The organism is Sphingomicrobium lutaoense (assembly GCF_014195685.1).
GTDB classification, from domain to species: Bacteria; Pseudomonadota; Alphaproteobacteria; order Sphingomonadales; family Sphingomonadaceae; genus Sphingomicrobium; species Sphingomicrobium lutaoense.
Genome location: NZ_JACICF010000002.1, coordinates 451,989 through 466,635, shown reverse-complemented (window position 1 = coordinate 466,635; position 14,647 = coordinate 451,989). Strand labels below are relative to the sequence as shown.

Sequence of the window (14,647 nt, the reverse complement as noted above, 5' to 3'; positions counted from 1 at the left end):
GCGGCGTCGATGGCGCTGGGAGGCATGATGGTCGTGCCCGACAGCGACGTAAGCCTCAGCGCGAACATCTCCACCTATCGCGGGGAAACCGGCTTCGCGGCGGGCCTCGTCGCGCGGGTCGCGCCCCGCATCTATGTCTCCGGCGGTTATGCCGGGTCGTCGGAAGGCGGCTCGAACGGTGGCCGCGTGGGTGTGGCGATCGGGCTTTAAGAAAAGACCGAAGCTCGACAAACTTTGCAGCCCAGTGACGAGTGATGGCTGTTGTCACTCCACTCACTTGTCAGTGAAAGCCGTGAGCAGACAAGCAATAAGGGGACGAGCCACAGTCGCGGCCCGCCCCCTTCAGAGAGAATTTTAGCTATTAAAACTCGCCGGCAACGCCGACGCGCGCACCGGAGTTCTCTCCCGCATAGCTAAATCCGAAATGGACTGCCGTGGGGCTCGACGTCGGGAGGCGATACATAAGGGAACCTCCGACAGCGACCTCGCCGCGATGCGTAGCACCAGTGAGGGCGTAGCTAACCTTGCCCCCCATCGAGGGCATCGGCGCATTCGCCATCGCCATGGCCGCAGCGATGCCCTGCTGAGCATCATTCCGGTCCATGTTCCTCAGGTCGAACAGTGTTGCAACGTCGCCCTGAAGTGCGTTGATCGAGTTGGTGAAGCCCATGGAAACAGCATTCAGCTGGGCCATGTTAACCGCATCATTGTCAGCGACACCATTAGCGACTCCGCTGATGACGCGGTTACCGACGTGAACCTGATTGTTTGCAGTGTTCACCGCCCCGGCGCCGAGCGCCACGGAATTGTTGTAGGTTCCATTCGAGGCATTTTGCCCCAATGCCACTCCGTTGGCACTGGCGAGCGCCGCATTACCAATGGCGACACTTCCGTCACCCGAGGCATTGCTGCCATTACCCAGCGCCACGGCACCTGCGCCGACAGCTGAGTTCGCATCACCCATCGCGACCGCACCTTCGCCAGTTGCAACATTGTCCTTGCCGAGCGCGACGGCGCCCTGGCCGGTGGCCATGTTGGGGTCGCCGATGGCTACCGCGCCCATGCCGCTTGCGACGTTGCCGCTGCCAATGCTGACAGCTGCGCCGTTGATTGCTTGCGCTTGGAAACCGATTGCCACGCTTTCATCGCCGGCAGACATTGCTCCCACGCCGATGCCAACCGAATTCGCTCCGGTTGCCATTGCAGGCGCTCCGTGACCGTTGACCGCGAAGTATTCGCTTTCCTGCTCCAATGCCGACACCTGCACCCCGAGCGATGCGATGCTCGAGCTGTTAGCCTGGATCTGCATTTGCTGAGCGGCATTTTCGTCAGCCAGGGTGACGATGTCCGAGCTGTTCTGGTCGATCTGCACCTGCTGCGCGGCATTCTCGTCGGCCAGCGTGACTATGTCTGAGCTGTTCTGGTCGATCTGCACCCGCTGCGCGGCGTTCTCGTCGGCCAGCGTGACGATGTCCGAGCTGTTCTGGTCGATCTGGGCTTGCTGCGCCGCGTTTTCGGTCTCGAGCGAAGCAATTTTTTGGTCCTGCTCCGCGTCGTTCGCCTTCAATTTATCGACATCGGCGCTGTTCTGTGCCGCCCCCCCTTCGAGCGCAGCCAATCGGCTATCTTGTCGGGCGTCATTAGCCTTAAGCGAAGCGACATCCGCAGAGTTCTGATTGATCTGAACCTGCTGCGCCGCGTTTTCGGTCTCGAGCGAAGCGATGTCGGCGCTGTTCTGGTCGATCTGCACTTGCTGGGCAACACTGTCAGCCTGGAGCGTATCGATGGCAGCGTGGTTTTGATTAATCTGAGTTTGAAGAGCTTCATCGGCTGTCTGCATCTGGCCAACTGTGACGGCATCGCTCTCGCCCACGCCATCGGCAACGTTGGTAATACGACGCGTGAGGGGCATTGTGCCGCCAATCAGCGCGTCGGGATTCCCTACCGAGACCTCAAAATCCCCAGATGCCTTTGAGTTCGAACCAATCGCTACGGATCCCACTCCGGTAGCTGTTGAGTGGGCGCCGATCGAAGTGCTCCCACCTCCTTCGGCGCGAGCCATGTGCCCAATGGCGGATGCGCTATTTCCGGTAGCCGCCGAGGAACCGCCTACAACAACTGCACCATGACCACTACCGTCAGCAAACGCGCCGATCGCTACCGTGGAATTACCACTTGCAACACTGTTTGATCCGGAGGCCACAGTGTAGTGACCGCTCGCAACACTCTTGTCGCCGATAGCGACTGCGCTTGTTCCGCTGGCAATGCTAGAGCTGCCGGCCGCAATGGCACCTTTCCCAGTGGCCGCTGCGGGAGCACCACTGGAATTAACAGCAAAGTAGGGGCTACCCGCACTTGCAGTCGCGTCCGCAATTGCCGCGTTCATTTGCTGGAGGTTTACCGCATCAGTCGCACTGACCGCGGCAGCCACGTTTACCAATCGACGCTCTGACCCCGCGGAGCCAATCGACACAGTATCGGCTTCGGCCGCGATAGAATTCCGACCGATGGCCACACTGTTGGATGCAGACACAGTGCTTCCAAAGCCGAGTGCTGTCCCGCCGTAAGCGGCAACCAACGACTTACTTCCCAATGCGGTGCCCTCGGAAACAGGCCGGAAAGAGTATCCCCACTGAGTAGAGGTACGCACGCCCACGCCCGCTTGGTCACCAACGGCGACGGTCCCTTGGCCGAAGGCATAAGCGTAGTAGCCGAGAGCCGTGGCTGAAGTCGTCGCCGGGGGAGCGTATCCAGTGGCCGTCCCCAGACCCATCGAACCATTAGATGACCCAAAGGCGATACTATTTGAGCCTACCGCTGTACTTCCTTCGGCGACGGTCCTCGCCGCCGCACCAATCGCCGTGGCTCTCGCGCCGCTAATGTAAAAATCCGTTCCGAGGGCAGTTTGACCCGGATAGTCTATTACATTGCCTCTGCCACAAATAATGCTTTGGGGGCCGAGCTTATCTGCAACCTGGGGAATGCCATTCAAATCACAGGTGTCCTCAGCGTTCGCTTCAGCGGCACCATAAACAAAGACGAGCGCAAGCGCGCTCGATACGAGGAAGTTGGTTTTCATGATTCACTCCGAGAGAACGCAAACTGAAACTGGCCTCGGCTTTGATGATAATTTAACGCGAAGTAAATACGGTCGCGTCAATTTTTCCTGTATTTTTATTTTCGAGCGACCGGGCCCGGTCTCCGGAAATAGGCGCCTCATAATTCAAGTGCCCCCTCCCGAGCTCACTCACATCCCACTCCATCGCCATCTCGATCTAGATGGCGTCCATACCCGGGGTCGCCACGCTTAACGGGTGCTGCCCCAGCTGCTCTCGCCTGAACGCAATTTGCAAATTCTCGTTTGGCGCTTTGAGAGATTGCTTTCGCCACTGATGCTGGCTTGGCCGCGCTGCCGCGATGGCAATGGTAATCGCCAGTCTTACGGTTATTGTGACAGCCCTCTTTGTTAAGTCCGCCTGAGTGAGCCAGTGCAACACTTGCGGATCAGCAAGCAGCAATGAGTATGCAACGCTACTAACCGGCGCATGGCCACGCCTCCGTTCTCGCTCAGTGCGACATTAGTTGGCGCTGTTTTCTAACATATGTCAATGATCGGCCAATAAAGCCGGTGCGGCTCCGAAGGCATTACCTTGCAAGATTCTGGGTCCGCCCCGCGCGCTTCCCAATGACAGCCCCGCCCTTGCCTCGCCTGTGGGGCAGCAGCTTTAGCTCTTGCCCCAGCTCCTCGCTCACGCCTTTCAGGAAGTAGCGCGTCAGAGCCTCGGCATTGGCCTCGAACCAGTTGCCTCGCTCGTAATGGACCAGCCCGCCCACGCGGCGGACCTCGCTCACGATGCGCCCAGTCTCGATCCTTACGAACCGAGATGTGAGCGTCCAATTAGCCGTCTCCTCGCAATCAGAAACAACACGGTTGGCCAAAATACCGTGTTCGCAATGTCCAAGAACGGCTCAGAAAGTGAAACGACCGGGGCTGTTAGATCTATGAGCTCATTGAGAACGGCAAACGCATATACGATTGCGAGAGGCCATGGAGAACGCATTCGTCGCTTCAATAGCAACGCACCTAGGACAAAGAGCGCCAATCCAACGTGCACATGCAACAGGTCCTCGGACATCCCGGTAAGTTCGGCACTCCGATTTTTCAGATCGCTGTAACGGCCGGCCCATTCCAGTAATTGCATGCGGTCAATCATAAGTTCGGTCCTAATTGGCTTGTCCAGTTAGGGTGTTTTATCCGTGGGCGGATAAGCGCTGCCAGAGCAGGCCTCCACCGACTTCTTTGACGCCTACCTGGTCCAGAAGATGCTGAGAACAAGACGAGCTGCAACAACGAAGCTCTCAAGTCGAAGGTCCGAGATTTTGCGTTATTCCGGCCTGCCTGCCAATAACGGGCCCCGCGCTTGCCTCTCTATGGGGCAACAGCTTTAGCTTTTCGCCCCGCTCATCGCTCACGCCTTTGATTAATTGCCCGCCAACCAGCCGCAACCATCGACCCGTGAGACCGCGTAAAGAAAGCTCGATTGGCGATTGGGTCGGCTATTCCTTGCCTGCCTCGCTATTTTGCATGAGAGCGGGAGTCACCTGGGCAGTCGCCAAGCGCGCAAAAGCCTCCCATTTAGACGAGCCATTAGCAACGGCAGCTTCAATCGCATTTCGGACGAATTCTTCGCCAAATGTATATGTGACAACATAAGTGCGGAATGCATCTACGAACCCAAACATCTGGGAGGTCGTCTCACGCGATTTCAGCGTGTATCTCGATAGCAGGTCGACCGCCTGCTCCCTGTCGATTTCGCCGTCTAGATAAGCTCTAGATATTTCAACTGTCGCGTATGGCGAGAGTGTCTTCCAGGCTCGGCGTAGTGCGATTATGCGTCGCGCCTCGCTGGGGTCTATTCCGGCCATTGGAAGCAAGTTCTCGCGCAGGTAGTTTTCCATTTCCGATTCCGGAAAGGCTAGCTCAACAGCATACTGCCCCAAACCTTCCGAAACTATCGCCGAGGGGCCGTAGAGCGTCTTTAGATCGTGCTCTGGCCAGTCGTATTTGCCATATTGGTGTTCCAAGAGCACCGACCGAAGATGGTGACCCGGATACCCCTCATGACAGGCAATGTAGAGGAGATTTGACGCGTCTACCATTTCGCGGTTGATTGTCACTCGGCCGCGATAATTCCCCAAATAATCGTAGCGGCCGATGGCAGGCAATTGATCTACCAACCGCACTTCTAACGCATCGTCCGGCAGCGGAATATGCAATGCCGTGCGGCGCCTACATTCGTCGACAGCTGCTTGCACAACGGCTGAGAGCCGGCCCGAAGGAATTTTCATGCGCGCTTCGAACGCTTCCATTCTAGAAGCCAGTGACCCCTCACCCGGCAGTAACGCTTCTATTGAGGCAATTGCCGCGTCTGCCTCATTTGCGTCGTAGCGTGGCGGGCGGACACCAAATATCTGCTCTGCTTCGTCAGTAAAGCTTAGCTTATCGCCGTTGAGAACGCGTATCCGGCCGAGCATCGCTAATAGCGAGGCTCGCAAGGCCTCCTGCCTTTCTTGCTCAACTCCTGTCGCCTGTCGTTCATTAAGATACGCGAGGAGGCCCCGCGCTTGTGACGCAATCTCGTCCACTGACAAATTTGAGGATTCTGCTCGATCGCGCAGCTCCTTGGGGCCGTCATAGCGGAAGATGTATCCCCCATCAGTTGCGCTATCTAATGCCAGCGCTAGTTCTACATATCGTTCACCAGGATCGATCGAAGAGGGAATTGCGTGAACCGTCGAACTCAGCGCGAGCCCGATAAGAACCATCATCAAACGTCGTGTCCTGAGCATGGTGTCCTCCCTACATATTTGCTAATCTAAGTTAATGTGCGTCGGCAAGGCCCGTGCCGATCGTAGGTCTGCGCGAGGGTCGCGACTGCATCGCGGCCAAGAGAGAGTTCATGTGCCAGAGAGCGCGAGATTTTGCGTCCGCCCCGCGCGCTTTCCTATGACGGCTCCGCCCTTGCCTCGCCTGTGGGGCAGCAGCTTTAGCTCTTGCCCCAGCTCCTCGCTCACGCCTTTCAGGAAGTAGCGCGTCAGAGCCTCGGCATTAGCGTCGAACCAATTGCCTCGCTCATATTGCACGAGCCCGCCAACACGGCGGACCTCGCTCACGCCTTTGACCATTTGCCCGCCAGCCAGTCGAACCCAGCGGCCAGTCAGCCCGCGCAGGGAAAGCTCGCTAGGCCAATGCATCGCGATATGGACATGGTGGCCTTTGCCCTCGCCATTCTCGCGCACCCAGTAGGCGGCGAAGGGCAGCCCGCGTCGCCGGTTGTAGTCCCTTGCCCTGCCCAGCAGGTAGCTGACCGCCGAAGCGCCAAATTCTTCGGTTATGCCTGCCATCTCGAGATGCACTGTCCAGTGGACGTTCGGCGCCAGCCCTTTGGCCATCGCTTGCCTGTAGGCGCTCCACAGCATCGTCGCTTGGCTTTCGGAGAGATGCCAACTCAGTCGATCGGCTCGGTTGCGTGCTCCGCCCCAGCCGCCTCGCGCGCGTATCTGCCGCATGGAGCTTGAAGGGGTAGGAGGGGAGGAAAGCCCTAAACTATAATATCGCAAGGCGCGTGCCATCCTTCGCGCAAGCGCGGGCTTCCGCCAAAACTGGCGGGCAGCGCACGGCTGGCGCGTTCAAGTTTCAAGATTAGGAAAGACGAGGGGCGACGAACCTAAGCCGCCGCCCCAGCGATCAATCAGCTACCGCTGTTTCCGACCTGTTTTATCAGGTCGCCCTCGGTGTGGAGCCGATAGCGCGCATGGCGATAAGGACCCTCCAGCTCAGTGCTGATTGACAGGCCGTCCTCGCGCATTGCGTGGATGGTCCCGCCAAGACGCGTATGCCAAGGCAAGGTGTCCCACTGGGTGAGGCTGGAGCCTTCGACCAGCAGGGACAGCACACGGGCGCGCTTGCCCCTGTAGCGCCATTCCTGGCCCGTCAGTGCCCGATAGCGCACTGCCGCCACTTGATGCGGCTTGATGCTGTTGGGATTAGCCATTGGACCTCTCCTCCCGTTCTTGCGGCTGGTCGGCCAGCAGGATGAGTACGAGGTCATCGATGAGATGAGCGATGGTTTCGCGCGGGATAGTGACCACGCGATTATGCTTGCGGCTCGGACCGCCTTCACTGTAATGGGTCATTACGTTGTTCCTCACATGGATAGACGTACGGGCTCTGGGTCGTGCCAGCGACTTCAGGGCCCATTTCTTTTGTAGGGGTTCCGGCGAGCGTCATGCGGCTTCTCCGCCGCGCACGGGCAGGCTTGCCATCCATGCGTCAGCGTCCTCGCGTGCAATCCGCGTTGCGGATCCAAGCTTGCGGATTTTCAGGCGGCCCGCTGCCACCTCACGATAAGCGGTTGTGCGACCGATACTGTAGCGAGCGAGGAACTCGCTCATTGTCATCAACTCGGGATGCGTCATGCGCCCTCCGTTCTTGTCCGGGAGCCGCCCGGTGCGGTCGCCAGAACAAACTGGCAACCCCAAGGATGAGACGAGTCGCGTCCCAACTCAAGAGGTCGAATTGCACCATCGCACATTGGCGGGGACACCTCGTGGATAAAGAGCGATTTGTTGTGGATAAGTTGGACTTAGTAGGCCGATGAAACAAAACGGCCCCAGTCCCCCATTAGCGAGGTTCGCTTCTGAAGAAGGCTGCCTCTCCGATAAGCTGCCTCTGTCTTGTCAGCGACCGTATGTGCCAACGCGGCTTCAGCAACTTCGCCGGGATAGTCAGTCTGCTCCGCCACCCAGTCACGGAAGGTCGACCGGAAACCATGAACGGTGATCGAACGTCCCATATCCCGCACAATCTTAGTCAGCGTCATGTCGCTCAGTGGCTTTCCGCGCTTTTGCCCCTGAAAGATGAGATTGCTGCCACCGCGCCGATGCAGTTTGGCGCGTTGCAACACATCGAGAGCCGCGTCGGAGATTGGCACCACATGCTCGCGTCCAGCTTTCATGCGCTCGGCTGGCACGGTCCACAGTCGCGCGTCAAAGTCGATTTCATCCCATGTTGACAGCCGGACTTCGCCCGACCGCGCTGCCGTGAGAATAAGAAACTCCAGCGCTAGCCGACCGATAGTCTCCTTCTTTTTTACGGCTACGGAAAACTCCGGCAGTTCGCTGTAGGGAAGCGCCTTGTGGTGCTGCACGCGGGCGCGCTGTCGCGGGAGTGCCTTGTCGATAACTGCCATTGCCAAAGGCCCGTCGCGGTAACCCTTCGCCACGGCCCAATCGATCACCGTACGCACGCGCTGTCGCAGGCGACGGGCAGTCTCGGGCTTATCGAGCCAAATTGCCGCCAGCGCGTCCCGTATGTCCGCTGCCTCGACTTGAGAGACTGATCGATCGCCGAATGCCGGAAAGACATAGGCCTCTAGGCTGGAGAGCCATTGTGCGCGATGTTTGGGATTGCGCCAGCTCGGAGCATGCTCAGCATGGACCAGCTTTGCCGCTTCCTTGAATGTGGGAACGCCAGCCGCCCTCTGGCGCTCGGCAATGGGATCTATGCCCATCTCAACTTGGGTGCGCACCGAAACCGCACGTTCGCGCGCCAACCTCAATGGCACCTTCGCGGCGCTACCGAGTCCAATGTCCCTGCGGCGACCGTCCTTCTGGATTCGCACTACCCAGCTTTTCGCACCACCGTTGCCGACGACCAAGTAGAGGCCATCGCCGTCCCCGTATCGCCCGCGTTCTTTCGCGGCCTTGACTGCAGTAGCGGTGAGCTTGCCCATGGCCTTTCCCACACTGTTTCCCACAGCATAAGCGGGCTGCACGGAAACGGCAAGAAACGGCTGGGGCCAGTTTTCGACTGAAAAGCTTGATTATTAATCAAACGCTTGGACGCTGAGAAACGCGCAGAAATAGGGGGATGGCGGAGACGGAGGGATTCGAACCCTCGGTACGACAATTAGCCGCACGCCGGTTTAGCAAACCGGTGGTTTCAGCCACTCACCCACGTCTCCGAGCCTTGGCTAGGGCCGCGCACTTAGCGAAGCTTTGCACCGACTTCAATGCCCTGCTTTCATCCTCCTGCGCGCGATGGAGCCTTTAGGTCCGGCCCTGCGTTGGCGGCTGCAATATGCCTGCCGCGTAAAGGAGAACTTTAATGGCGATCCTCGAGGCCCGGAACGATGCGGATATCGACTTCGGGAGCAACCGTCTTCTCGACCTGATGCCGAGGAAGGCACGCGACGAACTGCGCGCGCATGGTCGCCTTGTCCATATGGAGGTGGGCGACCGGCTTTTCCATGCCGGCAAGCTCGTCGATCAGAGCTATTTCCCGCTCGATTCGACCACGGTGTCACTGATGGTCGAGCTGGACGACGACGAGCGGCGCGTCGAAGTCGCCTCGATCGGAAGCGAAGGAGCGATCGGGGGGATCGTGAGTTGCGGCGACCTGCCTGCCTTCACCCAGGCGCAGGTACAGGTCGAGGGCAGCATGGTGCAGGTGCCGATGGGCGTGATGGACCGCATCAAGGACGACAGCCCGATGGTCCGCGAACTCTACTGCCGCTATGCCGATTTCCTGCTTGCGCAGGTCATGCAGTCAGTGGCCTGCAATGCTTTCCATCCGATCGAGGCGCGCGCGGCGCGCTGGCTGATGACCGCGCAGGACCGGGCGGGCGACCGCCTCAAGCTCACCCAGGACGCGCTGGCCGGACTTCTGGGCGTGCAGCGCACCACGATCAACGCGGTCGCACGCCAGCTCCAGGACGAGGGCATGATCGAATATCGGCGCGGGGTGATCCGGATCGTCGATCGCGACGCGCTCGAGAAGCGGGCGTGCGGCTGCTATGCTTCGCTCGACCGGCATTTCGACAAGGTCATCGGCGACCGCAATGCCGCCTGGATGGAGCAATGCTAGTCGGCGAGACGCCAGCCGAGCATCTCGCCTGCCTTGAACGGAACGATCTCGTCATCGCCGACCGGGATTGACGCGGGCACGTCGACGGGTGCGCGTTCTAGCGTGATCGTCCCTTCGTTGAGCGGCAGGTCGTAGAAGGCGGGCCCGTGCAGGCTGGCGAAGCCTTCGAGCCGGTCGAGAACGCCTTCCTCCTCGAACACGGTGGCATAGGCTTCGAGCGCGAAGGGCGCGTTGAAGATGCCCGCGCAGCCGCAGGAGCTTTCCTTGGCATGGCGGCTGTGCGGCGCGCTGTCGGTGCCGAGGAAGAATTTGGGGCTGCCGCTGGTGGCCGCGGCGCGCACCGCGCGGCGATGCCGTTCGCGCTTCACCACCGGCAGGCAATAGGCATGGGGCCGCAGCCCGCCTTCGAACAGCGCATTGCGGTTGAGCATCAGATGCTGCGGGGTGATCGTGGCGGCGACATTGTCCGGCGAGCCGGCGACGAAATCGGCGGCGTCCCTGGTCGTGATATGTTCGAAGATGATCTTGAGATCGGGGAAATGCGCCATCAGCGGGATGAGCACTTCGTCGATGAAGCGCGCTTCGCGGTCGAAGATGTCGACATCGCTGCTGGTGACCTCGCCATGGACGCATAGCGGCATCCCAATCTTCTCCAAGCGCTGGAGCACGGGAAAGAGATTGGCGACATCGGTGACGCCATGCGCGCTGTTGGTGGTGGCGCCCGCGGGATAGAGCTTGGCGGCGATCCACACGCCTTCGCGATGGCCGTGCTCGACCTCTTCGGCGGCGATTTCATCGGTGAGATAGCAGGTCATCAGCGGCGTGAAATCGGCGCCTTCGGGCACCGCCGCCAGAATGCGATCGCGATAGGCGCTGGCCGCTTCGACCGTGGTGACGGGCGGCGAGAGATTGGGCATGACGATCGCCCGCGCGAACTGGCGCGCCGTATAGGGCACCACGGCCTTCAGCATCGCGCCATCGCGGAAATGGAGATGCCAGTCGTCGGGGCGGCGAAGGGTGAGGCGCATGGTTTCAGCGGTCATCATCTGCTCGGCATTGCGTTGGGGCTCGGCGCTCCCTAGCTCATGGGCATGGCTGCGACCACCCTTTCCGACCGCGCGCTCGTCCGTCTTTCGGGCGAGAATGTCACCGAATTCCTGCAGGGCCTCGTTACCCAGGACGTGGCGGGCAACCTGCCCGTCTGGGCCGGGCTATTGACCCCGCAGGGCAAGTGCCTGTTCGATTTCTTCGTGTGGCGCGATGGGGAGGATCTCCTCATCGATGTCGAGGCCGATGCCGTCGAGGATCTGGTTCGTCGCCTGACGCTCTACCGGCTGCGCCGGCCGATCGAGATCGGCCGCGACGACAGCCTGGCGGTGCATTGGTCAGCCGATGGCGAGGAAGGCGAGGCCGATCCGCGCCACCCCGAGATGGGCCGCCGCTGGCTTGGGCCCACGAGCGAGCCTGCCGAGAGTTATCGGAAGCATCGCCTTGCGCTCGGGATTTGCGAGGGGCGCGCTGAGCTGGCCGATCTCCTGTGGCTCGAGACCAATGCGGGCGAACTGAACGGCGTGAGCTTTCGCAAGGGCTGTTTCGTTGGCCAGGAAAATACCGCGCGGATGAACTGGCGCGCCAAGGTCAACCGGCGGCTGTTCGTCGTTGAAGGCGAAGCCGACAAGGCGCGGGTCCGTTATCCCGATCTCGGCCTGTCGGTCGTCCATGCGCGGATCGACAATGTCCCCGGGGGCGCGATCCTGCCCGACTGGCTGAAAGCCGCCCTGCCCTGATAAAGCACAACGGCCGCACGCCCGGGTGAGGGCATGCGGCCGATCGGCTAGTTTGGACCTTCCGCTCAGGCGGCGGCGAGGTTGCGCAGCACGTAATGGAGAATGCCGCTGTTGCGGAAATATTCCATTTCGTTGCCCGTATCGATGCGGCAGCGCACCAGGAATTTCACCGTTTCGCCATTGGCGCGGGTGGCGACCACTTCGACATCCTGCTGGGGCTCGAGCGTGGCCAGGCCCTTGATCGCGAAGCTTTCCGAACCGTCGAAGCCCAGTTCCTCGGGGCCTTCGCCCGCCATGAACTGGAGCGGAAGGACGCCCATGCCGATGAGGTTCGAGCGGTGGATGCGTTCGAACGACTTGGCGATCACCGCGCGCACGCCCTGGAGAATGGTGCCCTTGGCCGCCCAGTCGCGCGACGAGCCGGTGCCATATTCCTTGCCCGCGAGCACGATCAGCGGCGTACCTTCGGCCATATAGTCCATCGCCGCGTCGTAGATCGGCTGCACCTCGCCCGAGGGGCCTCGCGTGAGGCCGCCTTCGACGCCGTCGAGCATGCGGTTCTTGATGCGGATGTTGGCGAAAGTGCCGCGCATCATCACTTCATGGTTGCCGCGGCGCGCGCCATAGCTGTTGAACTCGGCGCGCTCGACGCCCTTTTCGACCAGATATTGGCCGGCCGGGCTGTCGAGCTTGATCGCGCCTGCCGGGCTGATGTGGTCGGTGGTGATCGAATCGCCGAAGATGGCAAGCGGACGCGCGCCGTCGATGTCGGTGAGCGTCTTCGGCTGCATCTCCATGCCCCGGAAATAGGGCGGGTTCTGGATGTAGGTCGATTCGGGCGGCCAGTCGTAGGTGTCGCCGCCGGTGACGTCGATCGCCTGCCAGCGATCATCGCCCTTGTAGACGTCGGCATAGCGCGCCTTGAACATGTCCTTGTTCACATGGTCGCGGACCAGCGCATGGACTTCCTCGTTGGTCGGCCAGATGTCCTTCAGATAGACGTCGTTGCCATCCTTGTCCTGGCCGATGACGCAGGTGGTGATGTCCTCGCGGGTGTTGCCCAGCAGCGCATAGGCGACCACCAGCGGAGGCGAGGCGAGATAGTTCGCGCGCACGTCGGGCGAGACGCGGCCTTCGAAGTTGCGGTTGCCCGAAAGCACCGAGCAGGCAACGAGGTCATTCTCGTTGATCGCCTTTGAAATCGGCGCGGGCAGCGGGCCCGAATTGCCGATGCAGGTGGTGCAGCCATAGCCGACGAGATCGAAGCCGATCGCGTCAAGATCGTCCTGCAGGCCCGCCTTTTCGAGATAGTCGGTGACAACCTGGCTTCCCGGGGCAAGCGAGGTCTTCACCCAGGGCTTGCGCGTGAGGCCCAGTTCGCGCGCCTTCTTGGCGACGAGGCCCGCCGCGATCATCACGTCGGGGTTCGAGGTGTTGGTGCAGCTGGTGATCGCGGCGATCACCACGTCGCCGTCGCCGACGCTGTAATCCTCGCCCTCGATCGCGATCTCGCTGCCCTTGCCGCCGCCATATTGGGTGTCGAGAAGCTTGCGGAACTCGCTCGCCATCTCGCTGAGGAGGACGCGGTCCTGCGGGCGCTTAGGACCGGCAAGGCTGGGCTCGACCTGCCCCATGTCGAGTTCGAGCGTGTCGGTGAACAGCGGCTCGGGAGCGTCCGCATCGCGCCACATCCCCTGCGCCTTGGCATATTCGCGCACGAGGCCGGTCACATCGCCGCGCCCGGTGAGTTCGAGATATTCGATGGTGCGATCGTCGATCGGGAAGAAGCCGCAGGTCGCGCCATATTCGGGCGCCATGTTGGCGATGGTCGCGCGGTCGGCAAGCGTCATCGCATCGAGGCCCGGGCCGTAGAATTCGACGAACCGGCCCACCACGCCCTTTTCGCGGAGCATCTGGGTAACGGTGAGCACGAGGTCGGTCGCGGTCACGCCTTCGCGCATCTTGCCCGACAAGCGGAAGCCAACCACTTCGGGGACGAGCATCGAAATCGGCTGGCCGAGCATCGCGGCCTCGGCCTCGATCCCGCCGACGCCCCAGCCGAGCACGCCGAGGCCATTGACCATCGTGGTGTGGCTGTCGGTGCCGACCAGCGTGTCGGGATAGGCGATGGTGTCGCCATTCTGGTCTTCGTCCTGCCAGACCGTCTGGGCGATATGTTCGAGATTGACCTGGTGGCAGATGCCGGTGCCCGGGGGAACGACCTTGAAATTGTCAAAGGCGCGGCTGCCCCACTTGAGGAATTCGTAGCGCTCCTTGTTGCGCTCATATTCGCGCTCGACATTGGCTTCGAAGGCGACCGGCGTGCCGAATTCGTCGACCATCACGCTATGGTCAATGACGAGGTGGACGGGTACCTGCGGATTGATCTTCTGCGCATCGCCGCCGAGCGCCTTGATGCCGTCGCGCATCGCGGCGAGATCGACCACCGCGGGAACGCCCGTGAAGTCCTGCATGAGGACGCGCGCGGGACGATATTGGATCTCGCGGTTGATCTTGCGGTCCTTCTGCCAGTCGGCGATCGCCTGGATGTCCTCGACCGTGACCGTGTTGCCATCCTCGAAACGGAGGAGATTTTCGAGCAGCACCTTCATCGAGAAAGGCAGACGCGACACGTCCCCCAGCTTTTCGCCCGCGCGCTGGAGCGAATAATAATGGATGGTCTTACCATCGACGCTAAGGGTGGAACGGGTGCCGAGACTGTCCTGGCCGGTCGCGATCATGTTGGATCCTCTTGGTTCATCGTGCGGCGAGCGGGCGCGCGCCGCAGAATTGACGGGTTGGCGCGCCCCTAGCAAGACTGGCAAGGAAAGACAAAGCCTCTCAATCGGCCTTTAACCCGGCCTTGAGAGGGCGGAGCCAACGGCCAATTCGACAAATGGCCCCCGCACGGCGACAATCGGTGGCCAAGCCC

The 14,647-nt window shown here is 60.9% G+C and carries 14 protein-coding genes and 1 tRNA gene; 3 read left to right on the top strand and 12 right to left on the bottom strand.

The window, feature by feature from the left end:
- On the top strand, positions 1–210 hold a 210-nt coding region (locus FHS50_RS10590), incomplete at its 5' end, for a YadA-like family protein (RefSeq protein WP_221184922.1).
- Positions 211–361: 151 nt separating this feature from the next.
- Here the strand turns inward: FHS50_RS10590 and FHS50_RS10585 are convergent.
- From FHS50_RS10585 to FHS50_RS10540, 10 genes are all read right to left on the bottom strand, one after another.
- Entirely contained in the window at positions 362–3,079 is a 2,718-nt protein-coding gene (locus FHS50_RS10585) for a hypothetical protein (protein ID WP_183934388.1), read from the bottom strand.
- Between the two features lie 164 nt (positions 3,080–3,243).
- Positions 3,244–3,489, bottom strand: a complete 246-nt coding sequence (locus FHS50_RS10580; protein ID WP_183934436.1) for an excalibur calcium-binding domain-containing protein — start codon at positions 3,487–3,489, stop codon at positions 3,244–3,246.
- Positions 3,490–3,645: 156 nt separating this feature from the next.
- A complete protein-coding gene (locus tag FHS50_RS10575; RefSeq protein WP_183934387.1) occupies positions 3,646–3,852 on the bottom strand; it encodes a hypothetical protein in 207 nt (68 codons plus the stop codon).
- A gap of 705 nt (positions 3,853–4,557) precedes the next feature.
- Positions 4,558–5,829 carry a hypothetical protein gene (locus tag FHS50_RS10570; RefSeq protein WP_183934386.1) on the bottom strand — a complete coding sequence of 424 codons (1,272 nt, stop codon included), beginning with the start codon at positions 5,827–5,829 and terminating at the stop codon, positions 4,558–4,560.
- Between the two features lie 129 nt (positions 5,830–5,958).
- Positions 5,959–6,453, bottom strand: coding sequence for a hypothetical protein (locus FHS50_RS10565; protein WP_221184921.1), 495 nt, complete (start codon positions 6,451–6,453; stop codon positions 5,959–5,961).
- Positions 6,454–6,752: 299 nt separating this feature from the next.
- Positions 6,753–7,055, bottom strand: coding sequence for a hypothetical protein (locus FHS50_RS10560; protein ID WP_183934384.1), 303 nt, complete (start codon positions 7,053–7,055; stop codon positions 6,753–6,755).
- The gene (locus FHS50_RS10555; protein WP_183934383.1) at positions 7,048–7,197 is read right to left on the bottom strand and encodes a hypothetical protein; all 150 of its coding nucleotides are present in this window, start codon (positions 7,195–7,197) and stop codon (positions 7,048–7,050) included. The genes FHS50_RS10560 and FHS50_RS10555 overlap by 8 nt, the downstream gene beginning before the upstream one ends.
- A gap of 90 nt (positions 7,198–7,287) precedes the next feature.
- Complete coding sequence (locus tag FHS50_RS10550) at positions 7,288–7,479, bottom strand: helix-turn-helix domain-containing protein (protein WP_221184920.1); 192 nt, start codon at positions 7,477–7,479, stop codon at positions 7,288–7,290.
- 167 nt (positions 7,480–7,646) lie between these two features.
- Positions 7,647–8,795: a tyrosine-type recombinase/integrase gene (locus tag FHS50_RS10545; RefSeq protein ID WP_183934382.1), complete on the bottom strand. Its 1,149-nt coding sequence runs from the start codon at positions 8,793–8,795 to the stop codon at positions 7,647–7,649.
- A 138-nt stretch (positions 8,796–8,933) separates the two neighbouring features.
- Positions 8,934–9,026: transfer RNA gene (locus FHS50_RS10540), tRNA-Ser, on the bottom strand.
- Positions 9,027–9,169: 143 nt separating this feature from the next.
- Between FHS50_RS10540 and FHS50_RS10535 the strand changes: the two genes are divergently transcribed.
- On the top strand, positions 9,170–9,928 hold the full coding sequence (locus FHS50_RS10535) for a Crp/Fnr family transcriptional regulator (protein ID WP_183934381.1): 759 nt from the start codon (positions 9,170–9,172) through the stop codon (positions 9,926–9,928).
- Here the strand turns inward: FHS50_RS10535 and pyrC are convergent.
- On the bottom strand, positions 9,925–10,974 hold the full coding sequence (gene pyrC, locus FHS50_RS10530; RefSeq protein WP_246333125.1) for a dihydroorotase: 1,050 nt from the start codon (positions 10,972–10,974) through the stop codon (positions 9,925–9,927). The two genes, FHS50_RS10535 and pyrC, sit on opposite strands and share 4 nt — an antisense overlap.
- A gap of 45 nt (positions 10,975–11,019) precedes the next feature.
- Between pyrC and ygfZ the strand changes: the two genes are divergently transcribed.
- Complete coding sequence (gene ygfZ / locus FHS50_RS10525) at positions 11,020–11,715, top strand: CAF17-like 4Fe-4S cluster assembly/insertion protein YgfZ (RefSeq protein ID WP_183934380.1); 696 nt, start codon at positions 11,020–11,022, stop codon at positions 11,713–11,715.
- A 65-nt stretch (positions 11,716–11,780) separates the two neighbouring features.
- Here the strand turns inward: ygfZ and acnA are convergent, their stop codons facing one another.
- Positions 11,781–14,456 carry an aconitate hydratase AcnA gene (gene acnA, locus FHS50_RS10520; RefSeq protein ID WP_183934379.1) on the bottom strand — a complete coding sequence of 892 codons (2,676 nt, stop codon included), beginning with the start codon at positions 14,454–14,456 and terminating at the stop codon, positions 11,781–11,783.
- Between the last annotated feature and the right edge of the window lie 191 nt (positions 14,457–14,647).